This window comes from Rhizobium mulingense, from assembly GCF_029194105.1.
Taxonomy (GTDB): domain Bacteria; phylum Pseudomonadota; class Alphaproteobacteria; order Rhizobiales; family Rhizobiaceae; genus Rhizobium; species Rhizobium mulingense.
In genome coordinates, this window is record NZ_JARFVE010000012.1 from 25,837 (window position 1) to 44,873 (window position 19,037).

Here is a 19,037-nt window from a genome sequence, read left to right on the forward strand (position 1 = left end):
TCCTGATATGTTCTATCTATGATGCGCGCGAAGGTTTTCCAGTCCGACGCCCCGCTCGATGAGCGCCGCGTCATCATAAGACGCCATGACGGCGATGTGGAGATGGTGGAGCTGCCATGGGGGCTGCGTCCCCGCGATGGCGGTCCGCGCGCCGCAAACGTCGTCCGATCGGAAGGACGGAGCTTCCCGACCCACCGCTGCCTGATCCCGGCCTCGGAGTTTCGTTATAAGAGTTTCTGCTTCTCGCTCGCCAACGGCGACTGGTTCTATTTCGCGGGGATCTGGCGGCCGGCGGCTGAGGATTGGCCGGAAGCCTATGCCATCCTTACCATCGAAGCGAATGCCGATATCGCGCCCTTCCACGACCGGCAGATGGCAGTGCTGACACGGGACCAACGCATGGCGTGGCTCGATGGAACCGTTGCCGGAGAGGAAATCCTGCGGCCGCTTCCGGCGGGGACGTTCCGGGTCAACCGCCGGCGCCTCCGCTCAGCCGCTCCTGGCGATCTAAAGCGCCAACCGCAGCTGCGGCTCCGTTGAAGCGGCGCGCCGTTCCAGCGAGGAGAGGGTGACACCGAGCAGGCGAATGCCCTTTCGGGTCGGAAAGATCGGCGCCAGCAGCAGGCCGACGATCTCCTCAAGGTCGGCGATCGCGGCCAGAGGAGTGGGAACAGTCTTGCTGCGGGTGATCTGGTTGAAATCGGAATATTTAACCTTCAGTGTCACCGTCTTGGCGCCGATCCCATTAGCCTCGCAATAACCCCAAACCTTTTCGATCAGCGGCTGAAGACCTTCGCGCGCTGGCTCGTAGGCATGGAGGTCTTGTGAGAAGGTATCCTCGGCGCCGACGGATTTGCGCACCCGGTTCGGCTTGACCCGGCGCTCATCGATGCCGCGGGCGATGCCGTAAAAATAGGGACCGGACTTCCCGAAATGATCCACCAGGAATTCCAGCGTCTTCCCCTTGAGGTCGGCGCCGGTGTCGATCCCAAGCCGGTGCATCTTTTCGGCCGTTGCCGGCCCCACGCCATGGAATTTCTTGACGGGGAGGGCTTCGACGAAAGCCGGCCCGTTCTTCGGGGTGATGACCGCCTGGCCGTTGGGCTTGTTGAGGTCGCTCGCCATCTTGGCGAGGAACTTGTTGTAGGAAATACCGGCCGATGCGTTGAGGCCGGTGACCGCTTTGATCTTGCCGCGGATCTCCAGCGCGATCTCGGTGGCGATGTCCATGCCTTTCAGGTTCTCGGTGACATCGAGATAGGCTTCATCGAGCGACAGCGGCTCGATCAGCGGGGTGTATTCCGCAAAGATTTCCCGGATTTGCTGCGACACCGCCTTGTAGACGTCGAAGCGCGGCGGCACGAAAATCAGGTCCGGGCACTTTCGCTTGGCGGTCACCGACGGCATGGCTGAGTGAACGCCGAATTTGCGCGCCTCGTAACTCGCCGCCGCTACCACGCCGCGAGCGGCGGATCCACCGACGGCAATTGGCTTGCCTCGCAGGTCCGGATTGTCGCGCTGCTCGACCGACGCGTAATAGGCATCCATATCTATATGGATGATCTTGCGCGGCCGCTCGTGACCTTCATCAATTGTCATTCTGCCTTCCATCAGGAGCATCTACGTCCCCCAGACATGTGAAGTGCGCGTCGCATTTGTCACCTTCCGGCGTTTGCATGCGCTCGCAACCGATGGCCATCCGCCGGCGGAGTACAGCGAAGCTCGCATCGGCGCCGAACGCCTTCACCAACAGCTTGCACTCGAGCGCGCCATGGCGGTCACATCGCCGACAGCTGATTTCGATAACCGGCTCACGATAATCCTTCAGTCTCAGATCACTCAACCGGCCTGGTCTGGCCATGTGAAAAAATTCCCAGTTCGGCCATCGGATTGAATCCGTTCATGGAATCCGTCAGGCTCTCGTCCGCCTCAACCTGAGCGCGCTTGCCGTGCATTGACTCGTTTTTGGTTTGAGAACAAATAAAGAACACATCGCGCTTTCTCAAGTCAAAAACGAGTTGCCGTAAGGAGATCATGACTACAGCCCTCGCCACTTCGAACGCCGTTCTCGACGAGTTGCGCGAGCAAATTGCCAGCCTGGAAGGGACCGGCCTGCGCCGTCGCAGTGTCCTGCCGTTCGGCGTTGGCGAAATCGATGCGCAGCTGCCAGGAGGCGGCCTTGCCTATGGCGCGCTGCATGAAGTGGCCGGCGGCGGAAACGGTGCCATCGACGGGGCGGCCGCGGCCCTGTTTATTGGCGGCATTGCAGCTCGTACCACCGGCAAGGTGGTCTGGTGCCTGACGCGTTTCGACCTCTTCTTTCCCGCACTCGCCCAAGCCGGACTTCACCCCGACCGCGTCATCTTCGTCGAGTGCGACAAGGAAGAGACTGTACTCGCAAGTTTCGAAGAGGCTTTGCGCTATGGCGGCCTCGGCGCCGTGGTCGCCGAACTGGTGCGCCTGCCGATGACGGCATCGCGCCGGCTGCAGCTTGCGGCGGAAAAGTCCGGCACATTGGGCCTGGTGATCCGCCGCTGGCGGCGCCAGACGGAAGCCTCCGATTTTGGTATGCCGACGGCCGCGGCAACCCGCTGGCGGATCTCGGTGCTGCCCTCCGAGCCGCTTCCGGTGCCGGGTATCGGTCGCGCGCGCTGGCTGGCGGAGCTCATGCGGGTCAGGGCAGGCGAGGGAGGAGAATTCATTATCGGAGCATGTGATGGCAAGGGCCGTATCTGTCTTTCTTCCGACGCTGCCGACCGACCGGATCAGGCGCGCCGATCCTTCGCTCAGTCCTGACACGCCGCTGGTGGTGATCGCCAGGAGCGGGTCGAAGCGATGGATTGCGGCGGCCGATCGGGCCGCTCTCAAGCTTGGTCTGCGCATGGGCATGCCTGCGGCAAAGGCGCAAGCGCTGGTCCAAGGATTGATGATGGTCGACGCCGACCCAGCGGCTGACCGCGCGATGCTCGAACGGCTGACGCTATGGGCCTTGTCGCAATATTCCCCTGTTGTCGCCATGGATCCCCCCGACGGCATCGTCATGGATACGGAGGGCGCCGATCATCTGCAGGGCGGCGAGGACCTGATGCTCTCGGGTCTTGTCAACCGCTTCCGCGGCCGCGGTCTTGCGACGCGCGCAGCGATCGCCGACACATGGGGTGCGGCGCATGCGCTCGCCCGGTCTAAGGATCGCGAAACGGTCATCATCCCCCGCGGCGACACCGCCAAGGCGGTCAATCGTCTGCCACTATCCTCACTGCGGCTGCCGGCCGAGATCGTCGGGAGCCTCCGAACCCTCGGCTTCGCTACCGTCGGTGATCTGGCAGTGACGCCGCGGGCGCCGCTGGCGCTGCGTTTCGGCCCGGAAGTCGGACAGCGCCTCGATCAGATGTTCGGCCGGCTCGCCGAACCCATTGATCCGATCCGGCCGGCTGACATCGTCGAGGTCCAAAAATCTTTTGCCGAACCGGTCGGCGCACCCGAAACGATCGAGAAATATGTGAGCCGCCTGGTGCGGCAGCTCTGTCTGGAACTCGAGAAGAAAGGACTTGGCGTGCGGCGCGCGGATCTGATCGTCCACCGCGTCGACAACACAATCCAGTCGCTTCGGGCCGGCACGGCCAAGCCCGTCCGAGATATCGCCTGGCTGACAAAACTCTTCCGCGACCGGATCGAGAAGATCGAGCCGGGCTTCGGCATCGAGAAGCTGAGCCTCGCGGCAATCATCGCCGAACCGCTCGTCGAGATGCAGTCGGCCTCCTCGCTGATCGAAGAACAGGTGACCGATGTGACGCCGCTGATCGACGTGCTCGGAAACCGCGGCGGCCAGCGGATTTTTCGTGTCGCGCCGGTGGCAAGCGATGTCCCTGAGCGCAGCGTCCAGCGGATCGCACCGACGGCCGACGAGATCGGCACCACTTGGCCACTCCATTGGCCACGGCCGTCGCGGCTTTTGCCACACCCGGAATCGATCGAGGTGATTGCGCTGTTGCCCGATCATCCGCCGGTTTCCTTTACCTGGCGCGGCAAGCGGCGCCGGGTGAAACGCGCCGACGGCCCGGAGCGGATTTTCGGGGAATGGTGGCAGCGCAGCTCCGAATGGATCGCGGTGCGCGACTATTTCGTTGTCGAGGATGACGCCGGCGAGCGTTTTTGGATCTTCCGGTCCGGCGATGGCGTCGATGCCGACACTGGATCGCGCAAGTGGTTTCTGCATGGGGTGTTTGCCTGATGCACTACGCCGAACTGCAGGTCACCACGCATTTCTCGTTCCTTCGCGGCGCAAGCTCGGCGGAAGAACTGTTTGCGACGGCCAAGCTCATGGGCATCGAGGCGCTCGGCATCGTCGACCGCAACAGCCTGGCCGGTATCGTCCGGGCGCTGGAAGCCTCGCGCGCCACCGGCCTGCGGCTCGTCGTCGGTTGCCGGCTCGATCTCCAGGACGGCATGTCGATTCTGGTCTACCCCACAGACCGCGCCGCCTATTCGCGGCTGACGCGGCTTTTGACCTTGGGCAAGGGCCGCGGCGGCAAAGCCAAGTGCATCCTGCATCTCGATGACGTGGCGCTTTATGCCGAAGGTCTGATTGGCATCCTGGTCCCGGATATGCCGGACGATGCCTGCGCCGTGCAGCTGAGGAAGATGGCGGAAATTTTCGGCGACCGCGCCTATGTTTCGCTCTGTCTTCGTCGGCGTCCGAACGATCAACTGCGGCTGCATGTAATCTCGAACCTAGCGGTAAAGCACCGGGTGAAGACGGTCGTCACCAATGACGTGCTGTTTCACGAGCCCGGCCGGCGGCAGTTGCAGGATGTCGTCACCTGCATTCGCACCGGCACCACCATCGACGACGTCGGCTTCGAGCGCGAGCGACATGCGGACCGCTATCTGAAGCCGCCGGAGGAGATCGCGCGTCTGTTTCCCCGCTATCCGGAGGCGCTGGCACGCACGATGGAAATCGTCGAGCGCTGCAGGTTCAGTCTGGAGGAGCTCGTCTATCAATATCCCGAGGAGGCGCTAATCCCGGGCATGACGGCGCAGCAGTCGCTGGAACACTACACCTGGGAAGGCGTGAAGACGCGCTATCCGGAAGGCCTGCCGGCGCATGTCGAAAAGACGATCCGCCACGAGCTGTCCCTGATCGAGACGATGAGATACGCCCCCTATTTCCTGACGGTCTTCTCGATCGTCCGCTTTGCCCGGTCCCAGGGCATTCTCTGCCAGGGCAGGGGATCGGCCGCCAACTCGGCCGTCTGCTATGTGCTCGGCATCACCTCGATCGACCCGGAAACCAACGACCTCCTCTTCGAGCGCTTCGTCAGCCAGGAGCGGGACGAGCCACCCGACATCGATGTCGATTTCGAACACGAAAGGCGGGAGGAGGTGATCCAATGGATCTACAAGACCTACGGCCATCACAAGGCCGCACTCTGCTCGACGGTGACCCGCTATCGTGCCAAAGGCGCCATTCGCGACGTCGGCAAGGCGCTCGGCCTGCCCGAGGACCTGATCAAGGCGCTTTCCTCCGGCATCTGGTCCTGGTCGGAAACGGTCGGCGAGCAACAGCTGCGCGCCCTCGGCCTCAATCCGGACGACCGTCGTCTCGCCTTGACCTTGCGGCTTGCCCAGCAGCTGATGGGAGCGCCGCGGCATCTCGGCCAGCACCCGGGTGGATTTGTTCTGACCCATGACAGGCTGGATCATCTCGTGCCGATCGAGCCGGCGGCGATGGCCGGCCGCCAGGTGATCGAATGGGACAAGGATGATGTCGAGGCGCTCAAAATGATGAAGGTCGATGTATTGGCGCTCGGCATGCTGACCTGCATGGCCAAGGCGTTTGCCTTTATCGGCGAGCACAAGCACCACGATCTCGATCTCGCGACTATCCCGCACGAGGATCCGGCGACCTATGCAATGATCCGCAAGGCCGACACATTGGGCACCTTCCAGATCGAGAGCCGGGCGCAGATGTCGATGCTGCCTCGCATGAAACCGAAGACCTTCTATGACTTGGTCATCCAGGTGGCGATCGTGCGGCCGGGGCCGATTCAGGGCGATATGGTCCATCCTTATCTGCGCCGGCGCGAAGGCAAGGAAAGGGTGGAATACCCGACGCCCGAGCTGGAGGCGGTCCTCCACAAGACGCTCGGCGTGCCGCTGTTTCAGGAGTCGGCGATGAAGGTCGCGATGGCCTGTGCGGGGTTCACCGGCGGCGAAGCCGATCAGCTTCGGAAATCCATGGCGACCTTCAAGTTCACCGGCGGCGTCTCGCGTTTCCAGGATAAGCTTGTCAGCGGGATGATCCGAAACGGTTACACGAAGGAATTTGCTGAAAAGACATTTTCGCAGCTTGAAGGTTTCGGTTCCTATGGCTTTCCCGAAAGCCATGCGGCCTCGTTCGCGCTGATTGCCTATGCCAGCAATTACATCAAATGCCATTTCCCGGATGTATTTTGCGCCGCACTGCTGAACTCGCAGCCAATGGGATTTTATGCGCCCGCCCAAATCGTTATCGATGCGAGGAAACACGGCGTCGAGGTGCGACCGGTGTGTATTAATCGCTCGCGTTGGGACTGCACGCTCGAGGAGGTCGAAGGCACGGACCGGCATGCAGTGCGGCTCGGCATGCGTCTGGTGCGGGGACTGGCAACCGCCGACGCTGCGCGCATTGTCGCCGCGCGCGCCGACGAGCCGTTCGCATCGGTGGATGACATGTGGCGCCGGTCCGGTGTGCCCGTCGCCGCTCTCGTCGAACTGGCCGAGGCCGACGCGTTCCTGCCGTCATTGCAGCTTGAACGACGCGATGCGCTCTGGGCGATCAAGGCGCTGCGCGACGAGCCGCTGCCTCTGTTCACGGCCGCCGCTGAACGCGAGGCGCGGGCGATCGCCGAGCAGCAGGAGCCGAACGTCGAGCTCAGGCAGATGACCGACGGTCATAACGTCATCGAGGATTACAGTCACGTCGGCCTGACGCTCCGGGAGCACCCTTTGAGGTTCCTGCGGGCCGATCTTACTCAGCGCCGGATCGTCACCTGTGCCGAGGCGATGACGGCACGCGAAGGCCAATGGCTGATGGCGGCCGGCCTGGTGCTGGTGCGTCAGCGGCCGGGTTCGGCGAAGGGCGTGATGTTCATCACCATCGAGGACGAGACCGGGATCGCCAATGTCGTCGTCTGGCCGACACTCTTCGAGCGCTCGCGCCGCGTGGTGCTCGGCGCCAGCATGATGGCGATCAACGGCAGGATTCAGCGAGAAGGCGAGGTGGTTCACCTCGTCGCCCAGCAGCTGTTCGATTTGTCAGGCGATCTGTCGGGCCTCGCCGGGCGTGATGGCGCATTCCATTCCCCGACGGGTCGCGGCGACGAATTTGCCCATGGCTCTCCTGGGAGTCCGGATTCTCGCGAAAAAGCGCCTCCGGGCGTGCGGGCAAGGGATATGTTCACGCCGGATCTTCATATCGATACGCTGAAGATCAAGAGCCGGAATTTTCACTAGTCTGCTGTTGATCGTTGCAAGTCGCAGGGCTTTCGGTTCCTTTCTCATCAGCCGGCCGACGTTCGAACTGGTTCAAGGCGAAGACGATCCTATTGCCCCGATCTTGCCTTTTCGACGAGACCGGGGATTTGATTTCACAGGACGCTAACGTTCTCAGCCTTCGACTTTCCCGTCTTCCGGTCTTGGCCCAACTCGTAGCTGACCTTCTGGCCATCCGCCAGGGAAGCGCCGAAGAGCATTTACCGTTGGACTGGCGCCCAGCAACGCGTGCTTGGTCCATGGCCATGCGGGAAGACGCAAACCGAGAGCATCGATTCAAGGATTTCACAGGGCCGGAAAACGTTGATTGTGAAGCGCCGGTCGTCGACCACCAAGGAACTCGCGATGTGAACTTTGGCTCGTGATGCCAAGAGGACCGTCCAGGAAAAGCGTGGTCGGTCTGTCCGGTTTACTGGGAGGAAAGCTGAGCCTCGATCGCGGCTTTGTCGAGCACCGACCATACCCGGACAATCTTGCCGCCCTTATATTGGTAAAAGACGTTTTCGCAGAACAACACGCGGTGGCCGTTGACTGGAAGGCCGAGAAACTCGCCGGTTGGGCTGATGTCAAATTCGAGGCGGCTCGCCACCGTATTGTCGTCGCAGACCAGGATGTCGATTTTGTAGTACAAGTCTGGGATCTCACGAGCCTCTTTCTCCCGCGCCTGTCGATACGCATCAAGTCCGACGATCTCCCCATTGTAGGCGACCTCGGTACTGACGTAGTTTGCCAGATTGTCCCAGTCCCGGGTGTTCAGGCAATCAATGTATTCTTGATACAACTCCGAAAGTGGGGAAGTCATCTCGTTCATCCTTGGGCTTCAGTTGATCTACTCTTGGACCCTGCGGCAGAGATCCCGGCGGTGATGCGACAGGCAATCGCGTCCGCGCTCCGTCTGGAACAGGTGCTGATACCAGAAGACCTTTTCCAATGTGGGGGCCGCAGGGTGCCGTTGCCCGTTGACGTCGATGATGTCGTATGTGTCTCGGCGTCGTGTCTGACCCCACCATAGGCGCCGAACAATGACCCAGTCACGCCTAAAAAGTCGCAATTTGTTCAGCATGTTAACCTGCCCAGACCAGGGTCATTGTTCCGCGCAATTAATGAGCAAGTTCTCTTGCAGAGCAAAGATCGCATAAAGGATCGACCGGGAACTCACGATCTACTCGTGGTGATCAGGTGCAAGGCAGAATTGCCCCTTGTAACCGCTGCCGCTGAGAGCTTGCGATCGAATGTCGCCAACTGGCCACCACGCGCCTTGGCTAACGCAAGCAGGTAGGTGTCAGTTACCTGTCCCGATGTTAGGATTTTCGTGGGAGCGATATCACCTGACCCGACAAGGCTCACATCGTCCGGCCAAAAACTGTGACCGGGGAGCGACCGCAATTTGCGGACGATCTCCATCACAAGTGACGGTGAACCGGGAGAGTTGGGATATTTGGGGTTGCCGACAATCCGGATGACACCATTTTCAGTAATGGGGCAGGTAGCCCACGCGGTCTAAGCCATTGCCGCGAACCATTCGTGCGCATCATCATGAGCTACATGGCCCGGATCGATTAAGGCAATCAGCACATTGACGTCGAGCAGGAAAGTCACGGCAGTTCGTCACGCAAGGCGTTCACGATTTCGAGCGTCACTGGCGGCGTATCCGGCCGAGCTGACAGGAGAGGAATGCCATTGCGCTCGCTGCTGCTGGGCGGTCGGCGCAGAGAACGTCGCGCGAGCTCAGAAATGACCTCGCCGACGCTCCGGTGCTGCTGGGTTGCCATCGCTTTTGCGGCGATCAGGACATCGTCGTCGATTGCCAAGGTCGTTCTCACATCCGCCTCATCGCGCATCAAACATCACGCATCATATAAAGCAAGTTGTCGGCCTTCTCAAGGTGGATACCGAAAGCACGCACCATTGAGCCAATCTGTTCACCGGTGAAAACGGCTGAATCACATTCTCAAATCTGTGCACGAACTACGCGTCTTCGAACCTGCTCAATGCGTCAGACGAAAGTAAAGCCCGCATCGTCGAGCATTCTTCCGACATGCAATGTCCATTGATCCGCTCCAGCAAATCCCCGGACTAAACAGCTAAGGGCGGAACAATGGCGGCCGCAGGAGCCTCAGCATAGCGGCGCCCGGGAGGCGGGACGACTGCTCTGGCCCGAGCGTTCCGCATTGATTGATGCAGCCGGCAGAACGGCATTCTCGTGCAGCAGAAGATCAAAAAGATAAGCGTTTTTGTTGTAAAACATACACACCACCAAACGAGCGTCATCAAGCAAATAACGATACTGTCGGTCGCTGAACCGGCCGGCATTGATGCGGTGGTACAAGGCCAGGCGCCGGCGTCAAACCACAGAAGTTAAAAACGCCTGTAACGACACTGCCGAGCATGAGCCTGACTTGGGCTATAGCTCGCAAGTCAGCCAGGGCTGACTGGCTCCGCCGCCGAGTTCATGGTCAACACCGTCACTAGCTCCGCCCTAGCCGGAATCGCCCATCGCGAGGAATACTCGCCTTCGCGAAGGACCGGCAGACGATCGTAAGATCGTTCGGCGTAACGTTGGAGGCTCATTCACCCCAGCCAATACCTCGCCCCCGGGCCTTTGCGCCCTGCCACGTCGGAAGGGTTCGCCAAGCGGCATCGGTCGATCGACAGGCAACCGCAACCGATGCATTCGCCAAGACCAGACCGCAGGCGCTGTAACTCGGCTATGCGTTGGTCGATACGTTTTGCCCACACGCTCGACAACCGCGACCAATCCCGACGTGACGGTACGCGATCGGCCGGCAGCTTGGCGAGCTCGGCGCCGATCTCCTCAAGCGTCAACCCGATCCGCTGCGCAAAGACGATGAAAGCGATCCGCCGCAATGCAGACCGCTGGTAGCGTCGATGTCCCGAGCCGGCGCGCTCGGATGCGATCAACCCACGCTCCTCATAGAAGCGCAGAGCTGATGAGGCAACGCCGCTGCGCCGCGACACGTCGGTGATGGTCAGCATCGGATCCATGCATAAATAAAAGCACGAAGCTCTCTTGACTTCAAGTTAACTTGAACTTGTAGCAGTTAGGCGTACCCATTGAAGGAGCACCGCAATGCAGGCGAATATCGATCTTCAAGGACTTCGCGTAGGGATCACCGGCGGCACTTCCGGCCTCGGACTGGCGCTTGTGCGGCAGCTTGCAGAGAAGGGTGCGAGCATTGCCTTCGTCGCCCGCACCGCCGCGAATGTCGAACGCGTCGGAGCCGAGACGGGTGCGCAAGGCATTGTCGCCGATATCGGCAAGAAGGACGACATCTATCCGATTGCGATGCAGATCAGTGCCAACCTTGGCGGGGTCGACGTCCTGATCAACAATGCATCGAGCCTCGGTCCTGTGCCTCTGGCGCTTCTTGCCGATACGGAGTGCGAGGAGCTGGAAGCGGCGCTCGTAGTCAACGTTCTCGGCGCCTTCCGGCTGACCAAAGCCCTGTTCGGTGCGCTTGCCGCTTCCGCGCGCGAGGGCCGCGGCGGGCTGGTGATCAACATCTCCAGTGACGCGGCGGTCAACGCGTATCCCGGCTGGGGCGCATACGGCGCGAGCAAGGCAGCGCTTGCCCATCTGACGGCGATTTGGGACGCGGAGTCGAAAGGAGATGGAATAAGGTTTGTTGCCCTCGACCCGGGCGATATGGACACCCCGCTGCACGCGCTGGCGCTACCAGACGCCGATCGGTCGACCTTGAAAGATCCGGAACTGGCCGCTGCCGAGATCATCGAAAAGATGCTCGACGCGTTGCCGAGTCACGATGCACTTACCGCCGGAGCCCACGCGTGATCGCCGCTGATCGCCTCGATCGGCAATCGGCCAGGCTGCTCGTCGTGGAGGCGGACGGCACGATGCGCGACCTACCGCGGGCTAACCTCGGGACGCTATTCGATCCTGGCGATCTGGTTGTCGCCAACGATGCCGCAACCTTGCCTGCCAGCCTGCACGGCACGCATCGCCAATGTGGAAAGACAATCGAGATCCGCTTGGCCGGCTGGCTGTCACCTTCCGCTCCAGTCCGCTTCCTTGCGATCGTCTTCGGCTCGGGCGATCACCGCACCCGCACGGAAGATCGGCTACCGCCGCCTGCGCTGTCATCAGGCGATCGCCTCCAGCTCGGCCCACTTCAAGCCAGGGTCGAGCGCGTTCTCGACCATCCTCGCCTTGTCGAGCTCAGCTTCGAAGGCACCCGAGCAGCCATGTTTGCAGGACTGGCGCAGCATGGCAGGCCGATTCAATACGCGCACGTTCCCGAGCCGCTGGCACTGTGGGATGTTTGGACGAGAATTGCCGCCCGGCCGGTCGCGTTCGAGTCGCCATCGGCTTCCTTCGCGCTCGACTGGCGCACACTGCACGCTTGGCGTCGGCGCGAGATCGGTTTTGCAACACTCACGCATGCCGCGGGGATTTCTTCCACCGGCGATCCCGCGCTCGACTCGCGCCTTCCCTTCGACGAGCCGTACCATATCCCTGAATGCACCGTGGCGCAGGTAGCGCGGGCGCAGCTCAGGGGCAGCCGCATCATCGCGATCGGCACGAGCGTCGTGCGCGCACTTGAAGCAGCCGCCAATCCCGATGGCAGCGTGCGCGCCGGAGATGGTATTGCGACGGGGCGCATCGCATGTGGCACTCCGCTCGGCGTCGTCGATGCGGTTCTCACTGGCGTCCACCAGCCGGGCGAAAGCCATTTCGAGCTGTTGCGCGCCTTCGCCGACGACAGCCTCCTCGCCCGTGCCTCCACCGCTCTAACTGCATGCGGTTACCGTGCGCATGAATTCGGCGATTCCATGCTGCTCAACCGGCAACCGCTGCTTTATCGGCGCGAACCTTCCCCTCGTGCCACATGATCATCGATTCATACGCTGCAGATGGCAGATGGGCTTGGGGGCGCCGAATCGGCGAGCCCGTTCAAGGACGTCAAACATGATCTTCTTGCCGATGCCCCGACCTTGGTGGCCTGGGGGCTACGGCAATCGACTGGAGCAGGATATCGCGGCCAGTGGGTTCAAAACCGCCGAAACCACAGACCGATCCGTTCTCGGCTGCAATAAAGAATATCCGCCCGACCGCTTTGACGTTATGACCCCAAGGCAAATGTGAAACAAGCTGTTGCACGATTCTTCGTCAGGGAATGCCTCGGCAAAGGCACGCATATATTAGAGGTTTCGAGGCGAAAGGCCCGTTATTTCGGGAAAATCGCGACGAAGGTCACGAAGGCTCCAATGCTGTTGCGCAAGCTCGGAATGGGTACCCGCTCGGGGTCCGTCTGCAACCGCTCGCGACAAATCGGATGGAGATAAACCACATGGAGCATTTGCCAGAAATCGGTTTGGCCTTCGGTGCCTTCGCGCTTGGGATGTTTAGCCCCGGTCCAAATATTCTTTCCGTAATCGGCACGTCGATGGCCGTTAGGCGCAAAGCAGGCATCGCCTTGGCGATCGGCATCTCGGCGGGATCGTTTCTCTGGGCCTCCATGACCGCGATCGGCCCGACAGCATTGATTGCCGCTTATGCTTCAGTGCTGACGGCCATCAAGATTGTCGGCGGCCTTTATCTTCTTTGTCTGGCGTTCAAAGCCTTCCGCTCGGCCGCGTCCAGAAAGCCGATCATGGACCCCGGCCGGGTTGGCGGCGGGGGGGCCTCGGCACCTTTTCCTGCGGGGGTAGGACACGCAATGACGCAAAGGCGGATGTGTTCGACTACATCGAACGCTTCTACAACCCCAAGCGTCGCCACTCGACACTGGGCTATCACAGCCCGATGGAATTTGAAACAAAGGTGGGACTAGCTTAACTCAGCGTCCCAAAAAGGGGCAGCAGGCCACCCGCCATCATTTTGACGCCAATGGCGGGCGACGTCATTGACCCAGCTTTTGCATGGCTCTAGCCAACCACACGCCTCTTCGCCGAAATGGCAGGTCAGAAGATGTAGCAAGCGCAGTAGCCTGGCTGCTTTCGGATGATGCGGCTTTCGTCACAGGGCAGGAGATCACCGTTGATGGTGGTTTCACCATAGGCGTCATCAGGCTGTAATCCGAGCCAACCTCCTCAGTTCTGAATCCACCAGATACAACTCGCAACCTGGCACGGTCCAAGCTTGCGAGTTTTCAGATACGTCAGCCTTCGGGTCAGATCAGGACCGCCGTATGTCCATCTTCGTGCCTGAGGTGGCTCGCCCTACACTGGTCTTCCGAGGGTTGCTCGGATAGGCCGAGCCGATCCTCATCACAGGAGGACGAGCCATGGCAGATTATAGAGAAGCTTTTATAGGAATCGATGTCGCCAAATTAAAGAATGCGATTGCTGTCGCTGAATCCGGCCGGGAGGGAGAGGTCCGCTTTTGGGGTGAGGTTGACGCCTCTGTTACCAGCATGCGCCGCATCATCCAGCGGATAGCACCAAAGTTTGACCGAGTTCATTTCTGCTACGAGGCGGGTCCGACCGGATACGGTCTACATCGGCTTATCCGATCGCTTGGCCATGAATGTGTGGTGGTCGCTCCATCACTGATCCCCAGGAAGCCAGGCGACAGAGTAAAGACCAATCGTCGAGATGCCCTCGCGCTCGCCCGGCTATTGAGGGCCGGCGAGCTCACGGCAGTGTGGGTTCCTGATGAGGGCCATGAGGCGATGCGCGACCTCGTTCGCGCTCGAGCTGCTGCTGTCGAGACATTGCGGGTTCACCGACAACAGATCAGTGCCTTTATGCTCAAACACAGTCGCATCTATCCACGCAAGAAGGGCTGGACGATGCGATACCTGCGCTGGCTGCAGGAGCAACAGTAGGAAATGGTCGAGGCGGTGCGCGTCTCGAAAGAGCGCGTCGAACGACTGGAGAAGGTGATCGAGGAGTTCGTCCCAACCTGGTCGCTGGCGCCGGTCATTCGAGCGCTGCAGACCCTGCGAGGGGTCGATCTGATCGTCGCCGTGACATTCGCCACGGAGGTCGGCGACGTGAGCCGATTTGAGAGCCCTCGCCAACTGATGGGCTATCTCGGCCTGGTCCCTGGTGAGCGATCAACGGGTGAGATGGTCAGACGGGGTGCGATCACCAAGGCCGGCAACGGTCGGGTTCGGCACATGCTGGTCGAGAGCGCCTGGACTTATCGGCATCCGCCAAAAGTCGGCGCGAGAAAGCTCTACCTCATGGAGCAAGCCCCATCGAAAGTTCGAGAGATTGCATGGAAGGCTCAGAGCCGGCTGACATCTCGATATCGAATGCTCGCCGTTCGAGGAAAGCGAACGACGGTGGTTTGCACCGCCATTGCCCGCGAGCTGACCGGCTTCATGTGGGCGGTTGCAAGGGAGGCGCAGGCGATCAAATCATAAGTCGCCGAAGCGAACTTGCACCTCGCGCATGGGCGGAGGCGGGGCAACGGCAGGGGAACACCCGTAAGACGCTTTGTGGCCGGCAATTGACCGACGCCCGTAGTAAGATCGGAACAGCCCCGGACGCACAATCGGGAATGCGGTAGCCAACGCATCAGAGCTTGATCACCGACGTCCTTCAGTTCCGCCTCCACCCATACGTGATCATCATCATGAACAGCGTTCGTCTGGACGGTCGGTTTCTCGCGCCTAAAGCATTGACAACGGACATCAGAGCGGTGTTTGCCTCACACCTTGATCACGACGCGTTGTGCCATTTCAAAGAATGCCACTTGTGACGGAGATGGCAACAACGCGCCATTGCAGCCATCAGAATAAGCTTTCATGTGTGGCAGCTCACGACCCGTTGACGACGTTAGTGGTCGCAGACTTGAGCGTACAAAACAAGGTCGGGAACCTGACCTTCAGCGCAATAGCATTCGGGAGTCTCTCGTGTGAGGTGTACCAGCCCCCGAGAAGGCAATCGAGATCGACCGTGCGCTCGACCAACGTGAACATCTCGCGCTGCCGTTGATCGTCCTGGGAAGCCAGAACTCGCGGTCCATTATTATTATAGCGAGGCGCTCGAGATGGCTCACGAAACGGGCGACCCGCAGATGGTTTTTCCGTGCTATGATGGGCCTGCAAGGCTCAATCTCGACGTCGGCAATATGGCAGAGGCCGAACCCTACTTGCCCCGGCGTATGGAGTTTGCGACCAGCACGGGCTCGACCGAAGCGCGGGGTGTGCTGCCTTTTTTTGACTGATCCGGGGCGAGGAGGTTGTTCATGTCCACGAGTAGCGTCAACCGCCCGCTGCAGCCGGGCGACCGGGCACCGAATGTTGTACTCGACGCGATTTCGCGCGAAGGCAAGATCGCGCTCGATGATTTTCGAGGCCGTAGCCCGTTACTGATCGGTTTGTTTCGAGGCCTACACTGTCCGTTCTGCCGGCGTCATGTCTCGGCGATGGCGCAACTCAACCCGGCCCTGAAGGAGAAAGGCATCGAATGTCTCGCCGTGGTCAAGACGCCGGTCGAACGGGCGCGGCTCTACTTCCGTTACCATCCTCTACCCAACCTTCTTAGCGCATCCGACCCGGAGGGGGCTTCGCATCGCGCCTTCGGTTTACCCATCCTCGAGCTCACGGAGAATGAAACCGAATGGCCGCACAAGCTCGGAATGGACGCGGTCATGACAATGCGGATCGATCTGCCGGGGGAGTTGCCCGTGCCGATGAACCCGGCTGCGGCGGGCGACTTTCTTGAGAAAAAGGACCGGTATGAAATGACGGAGGCCGACCAGCAGATTATGATCGCCGGTCACATGCCGCTTATCGGCGAGTTCCTGCTCGATCGGGAAGGCACTGTGCGCTGGAGTTTCACAGAAGCCGAAGAGGGAGGCCAAAATGTATGCCGGGCGCCGAGTCCCGAAGAATTGTTGTCAGCAGCTTCCCAAGTCGCACATTAATAAGCTGCTGAAAAACTTGTTCGACGACACCGTCCTGTATGATTCTGTGGGTTTGAACCATCATCGAGACACTTAGGCGCGGCGGCTAAGGTCTGCCGTAAGCTTCGTAGCGATTTCCATTCAATGCCCCGCGGAGTGACCCGGCGCTGGAGTGAGCACGCCTCAGCGCATATGCGAGGCCACGTTCGCGCCTTCACGTCGTTCCGACAGGCGCCTCATACGGCAAGTTTCCACCCTTTGTCAGTCATGTTTGGATCAGCCTTCTAGTGACCGCATCGGGGCAAGGACCGGCGTTGCGGCAAAAGACACCATGGCGAATGCGACGATGCTCGCAGTCTTCAATTTCGCGGATAGGGTCAGCATTACGTCTCCTCTTGTAAAGCCTTGCCCCTGTCGCATTGATTATCTAACCATTGTGCTCCCTCGCAAATTTTGCGATTGAGGCGATGATGATCGCAGCCGAAGCGGCACCGGGATGGATGTGCCCGATCACCCGCTCCCCCAGCCGCGATGCCCGCCCCTTGGCCGCCGTCATAGGTCTTGTCGCTTCGCAGCCCTGGCGCGCTGCCTGCTCCGCCACGTCGAGCGCTTCGTAGGGGACCACGGCTACCGCTCACCCGGGCGGGGCTGGACCATCGACCGGTCATCTGTAGAGCTGGCGATCTCTTTGGATCAACCGTCAACATCGCCGCACGAATAGCCGCTCTGGCTTTGCCCGGTCAATTGCTTGCCACTCAATCAGTTGCCGAGGCGGCTGTCGCCAGAGGTATCTTCGTGCGAAACTTCGGAATGGTGGCCCTCAGATCCGTAGCCGGTGAAGTCCCTCTCTATGAGATCGAGCTTGCTCCGTCGGCTGACCCGGGTTGGATCGAACCGGTGTGCAAGATGCATGCACCGTATTCATCCTATAGACGGGCGCCCCACAGGGACCGTGGTTTTGTTCGCCGCGCTGTGAGGAAGCATATCGACGGTCGCCGCAGATCTATGACTCGCCGCCCTCGGGTGACAGTGTGGGACTTCGGCGCGGAACACCTGGTCAAAACTGGGGTCCTTTGCGAGATCAAATCCGTCTGAAGCTGGATGGATAACCCGCTTTCTCAATGCGTATTGATTGGGCTGTATCCTTCGTCTTTCTTCGCAGTCCTGGCAGCAAGATCGATGCTGGCGGAAGCTTCCGGATCGCCGTCTTGATTGCCTTCTACACCTGCCCCTGCGATGCCCGCAGGTCATGTTGTGGATTTCGAATTCGCACATGATGGTCTCCAAACCCTCTGAGTGACCCGATATGGGGTTTCCAACGATGAGAAGGTCAATCCCGATGTGCACAAAGAGCGGCATCGCTGCGACAGCTCTCGATGGAGCGCTTCCGACGACACGCCGATATCGTAGGCCAGCTGTTCCCGCGGATATTCGAAGCAGGTTGTGAAAAGCACGTGCGCCGATCTCGCATTCGGCGACGGCGGCCTTGTTGCAGAGCTTTGAGGACCTCGCCATTCGCTTCTAGCTGTGGAAGAGCGTGTGAAGAAGGATGATTGCGGGAAGGCGACGAACACGGCAGCCGCAATCATCGCGATACGGTGATTGGCTCTTCCAAGGACACGCTTGATCACCCGTCGTTTCGACCGAAGACGATGCCTCGAACAAGAGCGATGTTGGAACGGGGCGGCTCTTCTTCCCGGACGTGGCAGCCTCTCCTGAGTGATGGACGGACGTCCATTTGCCTAGAGCCTTCAGGTTTTCAGCGGGAGACTTTCCTGCCGGCAATCCTGAACGACCTTCCAGCTGACTTTCTGTGCTTCCTTCAATCCGGAGAGACTCGAACGCCTATATTTTTCTTGAGCGACAGCTTCCATGCTTCGGTGGGAGTGCTGGATGGTGCAGGTCACCGTTAACGGGATCGTGCCCATGGGACTGAATTGAACGCTGCGCAGCAACCTTGCTCCTGGGATCGAGTTAGTCATCGAACCGGATCCTCAGAACGGCCCTTTTCGGCAAAGGTCGAAGCCACCAAACTCCAAGTCCTAGGATTTACCGCAATGAATGACGACCATCCGGAGCGCAAAAGCCCAACAACACCGGCCGCGGAAGGATTAACGCCTGCCTTAACCCGCAACATCGAAGCTATCATGCAGCGCCGCCGGCAGAGCCAAAATGCAGCGTCGGCTCAGGAGCGTTCAGCTGCTCTCATTAGCAAGTTTGCGGGTTCCATGATGTTCGTCTACATTCACATCGTGTTTTATGGCGTCTGGATCATCGCCAATGTAGGATTGCTCCCACAGGTGCCACCCTGGGACCCTTCTCTAGTGATTCTTGCCATGGAGGCTTCGGTCGAGGCGATCTTTCTCTCGACGTTTGTCTTGATCAACCAGAACCGAATGGCTGTACAGGACAATATCCGCGCCGACCTAGACCTCCAGATCAGCTTATTAAACGAACACGAAACGACCCGCCTAATCGCCATGGTCGAAGCCATTGCAAAGAAGCTTGAAGTCCCGACCGAGGCGGACCATGAGGTCGAAGAGCTAAAGAAAGACATTGCGCCGGAAGCGGTGCTGGATCGCATCCAGGCGGAAGGGGAAGACAATTAGAGATGTTTGTGTTTGTGTTGGCGCTGCGAAGCGGGACTCCCGGGCTGATGTTGGGC

General features: G+C 60.2%; 15 protein-coding genes and 9 pseudogenes. 13 read left to right on the forward strand and 11 right to left on the reverse strand.

Annotation, left to right across the window (positions count from 1 at the left end; genetic code table 11):
* The first annotated feature begins 18 nt into the window (after window positions 1-18).
* A complete protein-coding gene (locus PYR71_RS23660) occupies window positions 19-540 on the forward strand; it encodes an SOS response-associated peptidase family protein (protein WP_275621070.1) in 522 nt (173 codons plus the stop codon).
* Here PYR71_RS23660 and dinB read toward each other — a convergent pair.
* The 3 genes from dinB to PYR71_RS23675 are packed head-to-tail and all read right to left on the reverse strand — an operon-like array spanning window position 508 to window position 2,036.
* On the reverse strand, window positions 508-1,599 hold the full coding sequence (gene dinB, locus PYR71_RS23665; protein WP_275621071.1) for a DNA polymerase IV: 1,092 nt from the start codon (window positions 1,597-1,599) through the stop codon (window positions 508-510). The two genes, PYR71_RS23660 and dinB, sit on opposite strands and share 33 nt — an antisense overlap.
* A complete protein-coding gene (locus tag PYR71_RS23670; RefSeq protein WP_275621072.1) occupies window positions 1,589-1,861 on the reverse strand; it encodes a hypothetical protein in 273 nt (90 codons plus the stop codon). The genes dinB and PYR71_RS23670 overlap by 11 nt, the downstream gene beginning before the upstream one ends.
* Entirely contained in the window at window positions 1,836-2,036 is a 201-nt protein-coding gene (locus PYR71_RS23675; protein WP_275621233.1) for a hypothetical protein, read from the reverse strand. The genes PYR71_RS23670 and PYR71_RS23675 overlap by 26 nt, the downstream gene beginning before the upstream one ends.
* On the opposite strand from PYR71_RS23675, the gene PYR71_RS23680 reads away from it, so the two are divergent.
* Genes PYR71_RS23680 through PYR71_RS23690 form a run of 3 tightly spaced genes read left to right on the forward strand, consistent with a single transcriptional unit; the run spans window position 2,035 to window position 7,494 of the window.
* Complete coding sequence (locus PYR71_RS23680; protein WP_275621073.1) at window positions 2,035-2,796, forward strand: ImuA family protein; 762 nt, start codon at window positions 2,035-2,037, stop codon at window positions 2,794-2,796. The two genes, PYR71_RS23675 and PYR71_RS23680, sit on opposite strands and share 2 nt — an antisense overlap.
* A complete protein-coding gene (locus tag PYR71_RS23685; protein WP_275621074.1) occupies window positions 2,717-4,231 on the forward strand; it encodes a Y-family DNA polymerase in 1,515 nt (504 codons plus the stop codon). Before PYR71_RS23680 ends, PYR71_RS23685 begins: the two co-directional genes overlap by 80 nt.
* Window positions 4,231-7,494 carry an error-prone DNA polymerase gene (locus PYR71_RS23690; protein ID WP_275621075.1) on the forward strand — a complete coding sequence of 1,088 codons (3,264 nt, stop codon included), beginning with the start codon at window positions 4,231-4,233 and terminating at the stop codon, window positions 7,492-7,494. Before PYR71_RS23685 ends, PYR71_RS23690 begins: the two co-directional genes overlap by 1 nt.
* A gap of 134 nt (window positions 7,495-7,628) precedes the next feature.
* Here the strand turns inward: PYR71_RS23690 and PYR71_RS23695 are convergent.
* The 6 genes and pseudogenes from PYR71_RS23695 to soxR form a co-directional block, all read right to left on the reverse strand.
* A pseudogene (locus PYR71_RS23695) lies at window positions 7,629-7,727 on the reverse strand (cold-shock protein); the annotation flags it as partial.
* A 215-nt stretch (window positions 7,728-7,942) separates the two neighbouring features.
* On the reverse strand, window positions 7,943-8,335 hold the full coding sequence (locus PYR71_RS23700) for an ester cyclase (protein ID WP_275621076.1): 393 nt from the start codon (window positions 8,333-8,335) through the stop codon (window positions 7,943-7,945).
* Between the two features lie 353 nt (window positions 8,336-8,688).
* A pseudogene (locus PYR71_RS23705) lies at window positions 8,689-9,132 on the reverse strand (TA system VapC family ribonuclease toxin).
* Window positions 9,129-9,356: a CopG family transcriptional regulator gene (locus PYR71_RS23710; protein ID WP_275621229.1), complete on the reverse strand. Its 228-nt coding sequence runs from the start codon at window positions 9,354-9,356 to the stop codon at window positions 9,129-9,131. The pseudogene PYR71_RS23705 and the gene PYR71_RS23710 overlap by 4 nt, the downstream one beginning before the upstream one ends.
* A gap of 293 nt (window positions 9,357-9,649) precedes the next feature.
* Window positions 9,650-9,862 (reverse strand): hypothetical protein, encoded by a 213-nt coding sequence (locus PYR71_RS23715; protein WP_275621077.1) that lies wholly within the window; start codon window positions 9,860-9,862, stop codon window positions 9,650-9,652.
* A gap of 242 nt (window positions 9,863-10,104) precedes the next feature.
* The gene (gene soxR, locus PYR71_RS23720) at window positions 10,105-10,539 is read right to left on the reverse strand and encodes a redox-sensitive transcriptional activator SoxR (protein WP_275621078.1); all 435 of its coding nucleotides are present in this window, start codon (window positions 10,537-10,539) and stop codon (window positions 10,105-10,107) included.
* 85 nt (window positions 10,540-10,624) lie between these two features.
* On the opposite strand from soxR, the gene PYR71_RS23725 reads away from it, so the two are divergent.
* On the forward strand, window positions 10,625-11,347 hold the full coding sequence (locus tag PYR71_RS23725) for an SDR family NAD(P)-dependent oxidoreductase (RefSeq protein WP_275621079.1): 723 nt from the start codon (window positions 10,625-10,627) through the stop codon (window positions 11,345-11,347).
* Entirely contained in the window at window positions 11,344-12,405 is a 1,062-nt protein-coding gene (locus PYR71_RS23730) for an S-adenosylmethionine:tRNA ribosyltransferase-isomerase (RefSeq protein WP_275621080.1), read from the forward strand. The genes PYR71_RS23725 and PYR71_RS23730 overlap by 4 nt, the downstream gene beginning before the upstream one ends.
* Here PYR71_RS23730 and PYR71_RS31060 read toward each other — a convergent pair.
* Window positions 12,406-12,507, reverse strand: a pseudogene (locus PYR71_RS31060) (hypothetical protein); the annotation flags it as partial. It abuts the gene before it with no gap.
* 407 nt (window positions 12,508-12,914) lie between these two features.
* Here PYR71_RS31060 and PYR71_RS23735 point away from each other — a divergent pair.
* The 6 genes and pseudogenes from PYR71_RS23735 to PYR71_RS23760 form a co-directional block, all read left to right on the forward strand.
* Window positions 12,915-13,148 (forward strand): annotated as a pseudogene (locus PYR71_RS23735) (LysE family translocator); the annotation flags it as partial.
* A gap of 74 nt (window positions 13,149-13,222) precedes the next feature.
* A pseudogene (locus tag PYR71_RS23740) lies at window positions 13,223-13,351 on the forward strand (IS3 family transposase); the annotation flags it as partial.
* A gap of 30 nt (window positions 13,352-13,381) precedes the next feature.
* Window positions 13,382-13,590 (forward strand): annotated as a pseudogene (locus PYR71_RS23745) (SDR family oxidoreductase); the annotation flags it as partial.
* Between the two features lie 209 nt (window positions 13,591-13,799).
* Window positions 13,800-14,885, forward strand: a pseudogene (locus PYR71_RS23750) (IS110 family RNA-guided transposase).
* Window positions 14,886-15,383: 498 nt separating this feature from the next.
* Window positions 15,384-15,691 (forward strand): annotated as a pseudogene (locus PYR71_RS23755) (hypothetical protein); the annotation flags it as partial.
* A 21-nt stretch (window positions 15,692-15,712) separates the two neighbouring features.
* Window positions 15,713-16,393, forward strand: coding sequence for a peroxiredoxin-like family protein (locus PYR71_RS23760; protein WP_183918245.1), 681 nt, complete (start codon window positions 15,713-15,715; stop codon window positions 16,391-16,393).
* Between the two features lie 406 nt (window positions 16,394-16,799).
* Here the strand turns inward: PYR71_RS23760 and PYR71_RS23765 are convergent.
* A pseudogene (locus PYR71_RS23765) lies at window positions 16,800-16,970 on the reverse strand (DAK2 domain-containing protein); the annotation flags it as partial.
* Between the two features lie 1,459 nt (window positions 16,971-18,429).
* Here PYR71_RS23765 and PYR71_RS23770 point away from each other — a divergent pair.
* A complete protein-coding gene (locus tag PYR71_RS23770; RefSeq protein ID WP_183918243.1) occupies window positions 18,430-18,981 on the forward strand; it encodes a DUF1003 domain-containing protein in 552 nt (183 codons plus the stop codon).
* Window positions 18,982-19,037: the final 56 nt, after the last annotated feature.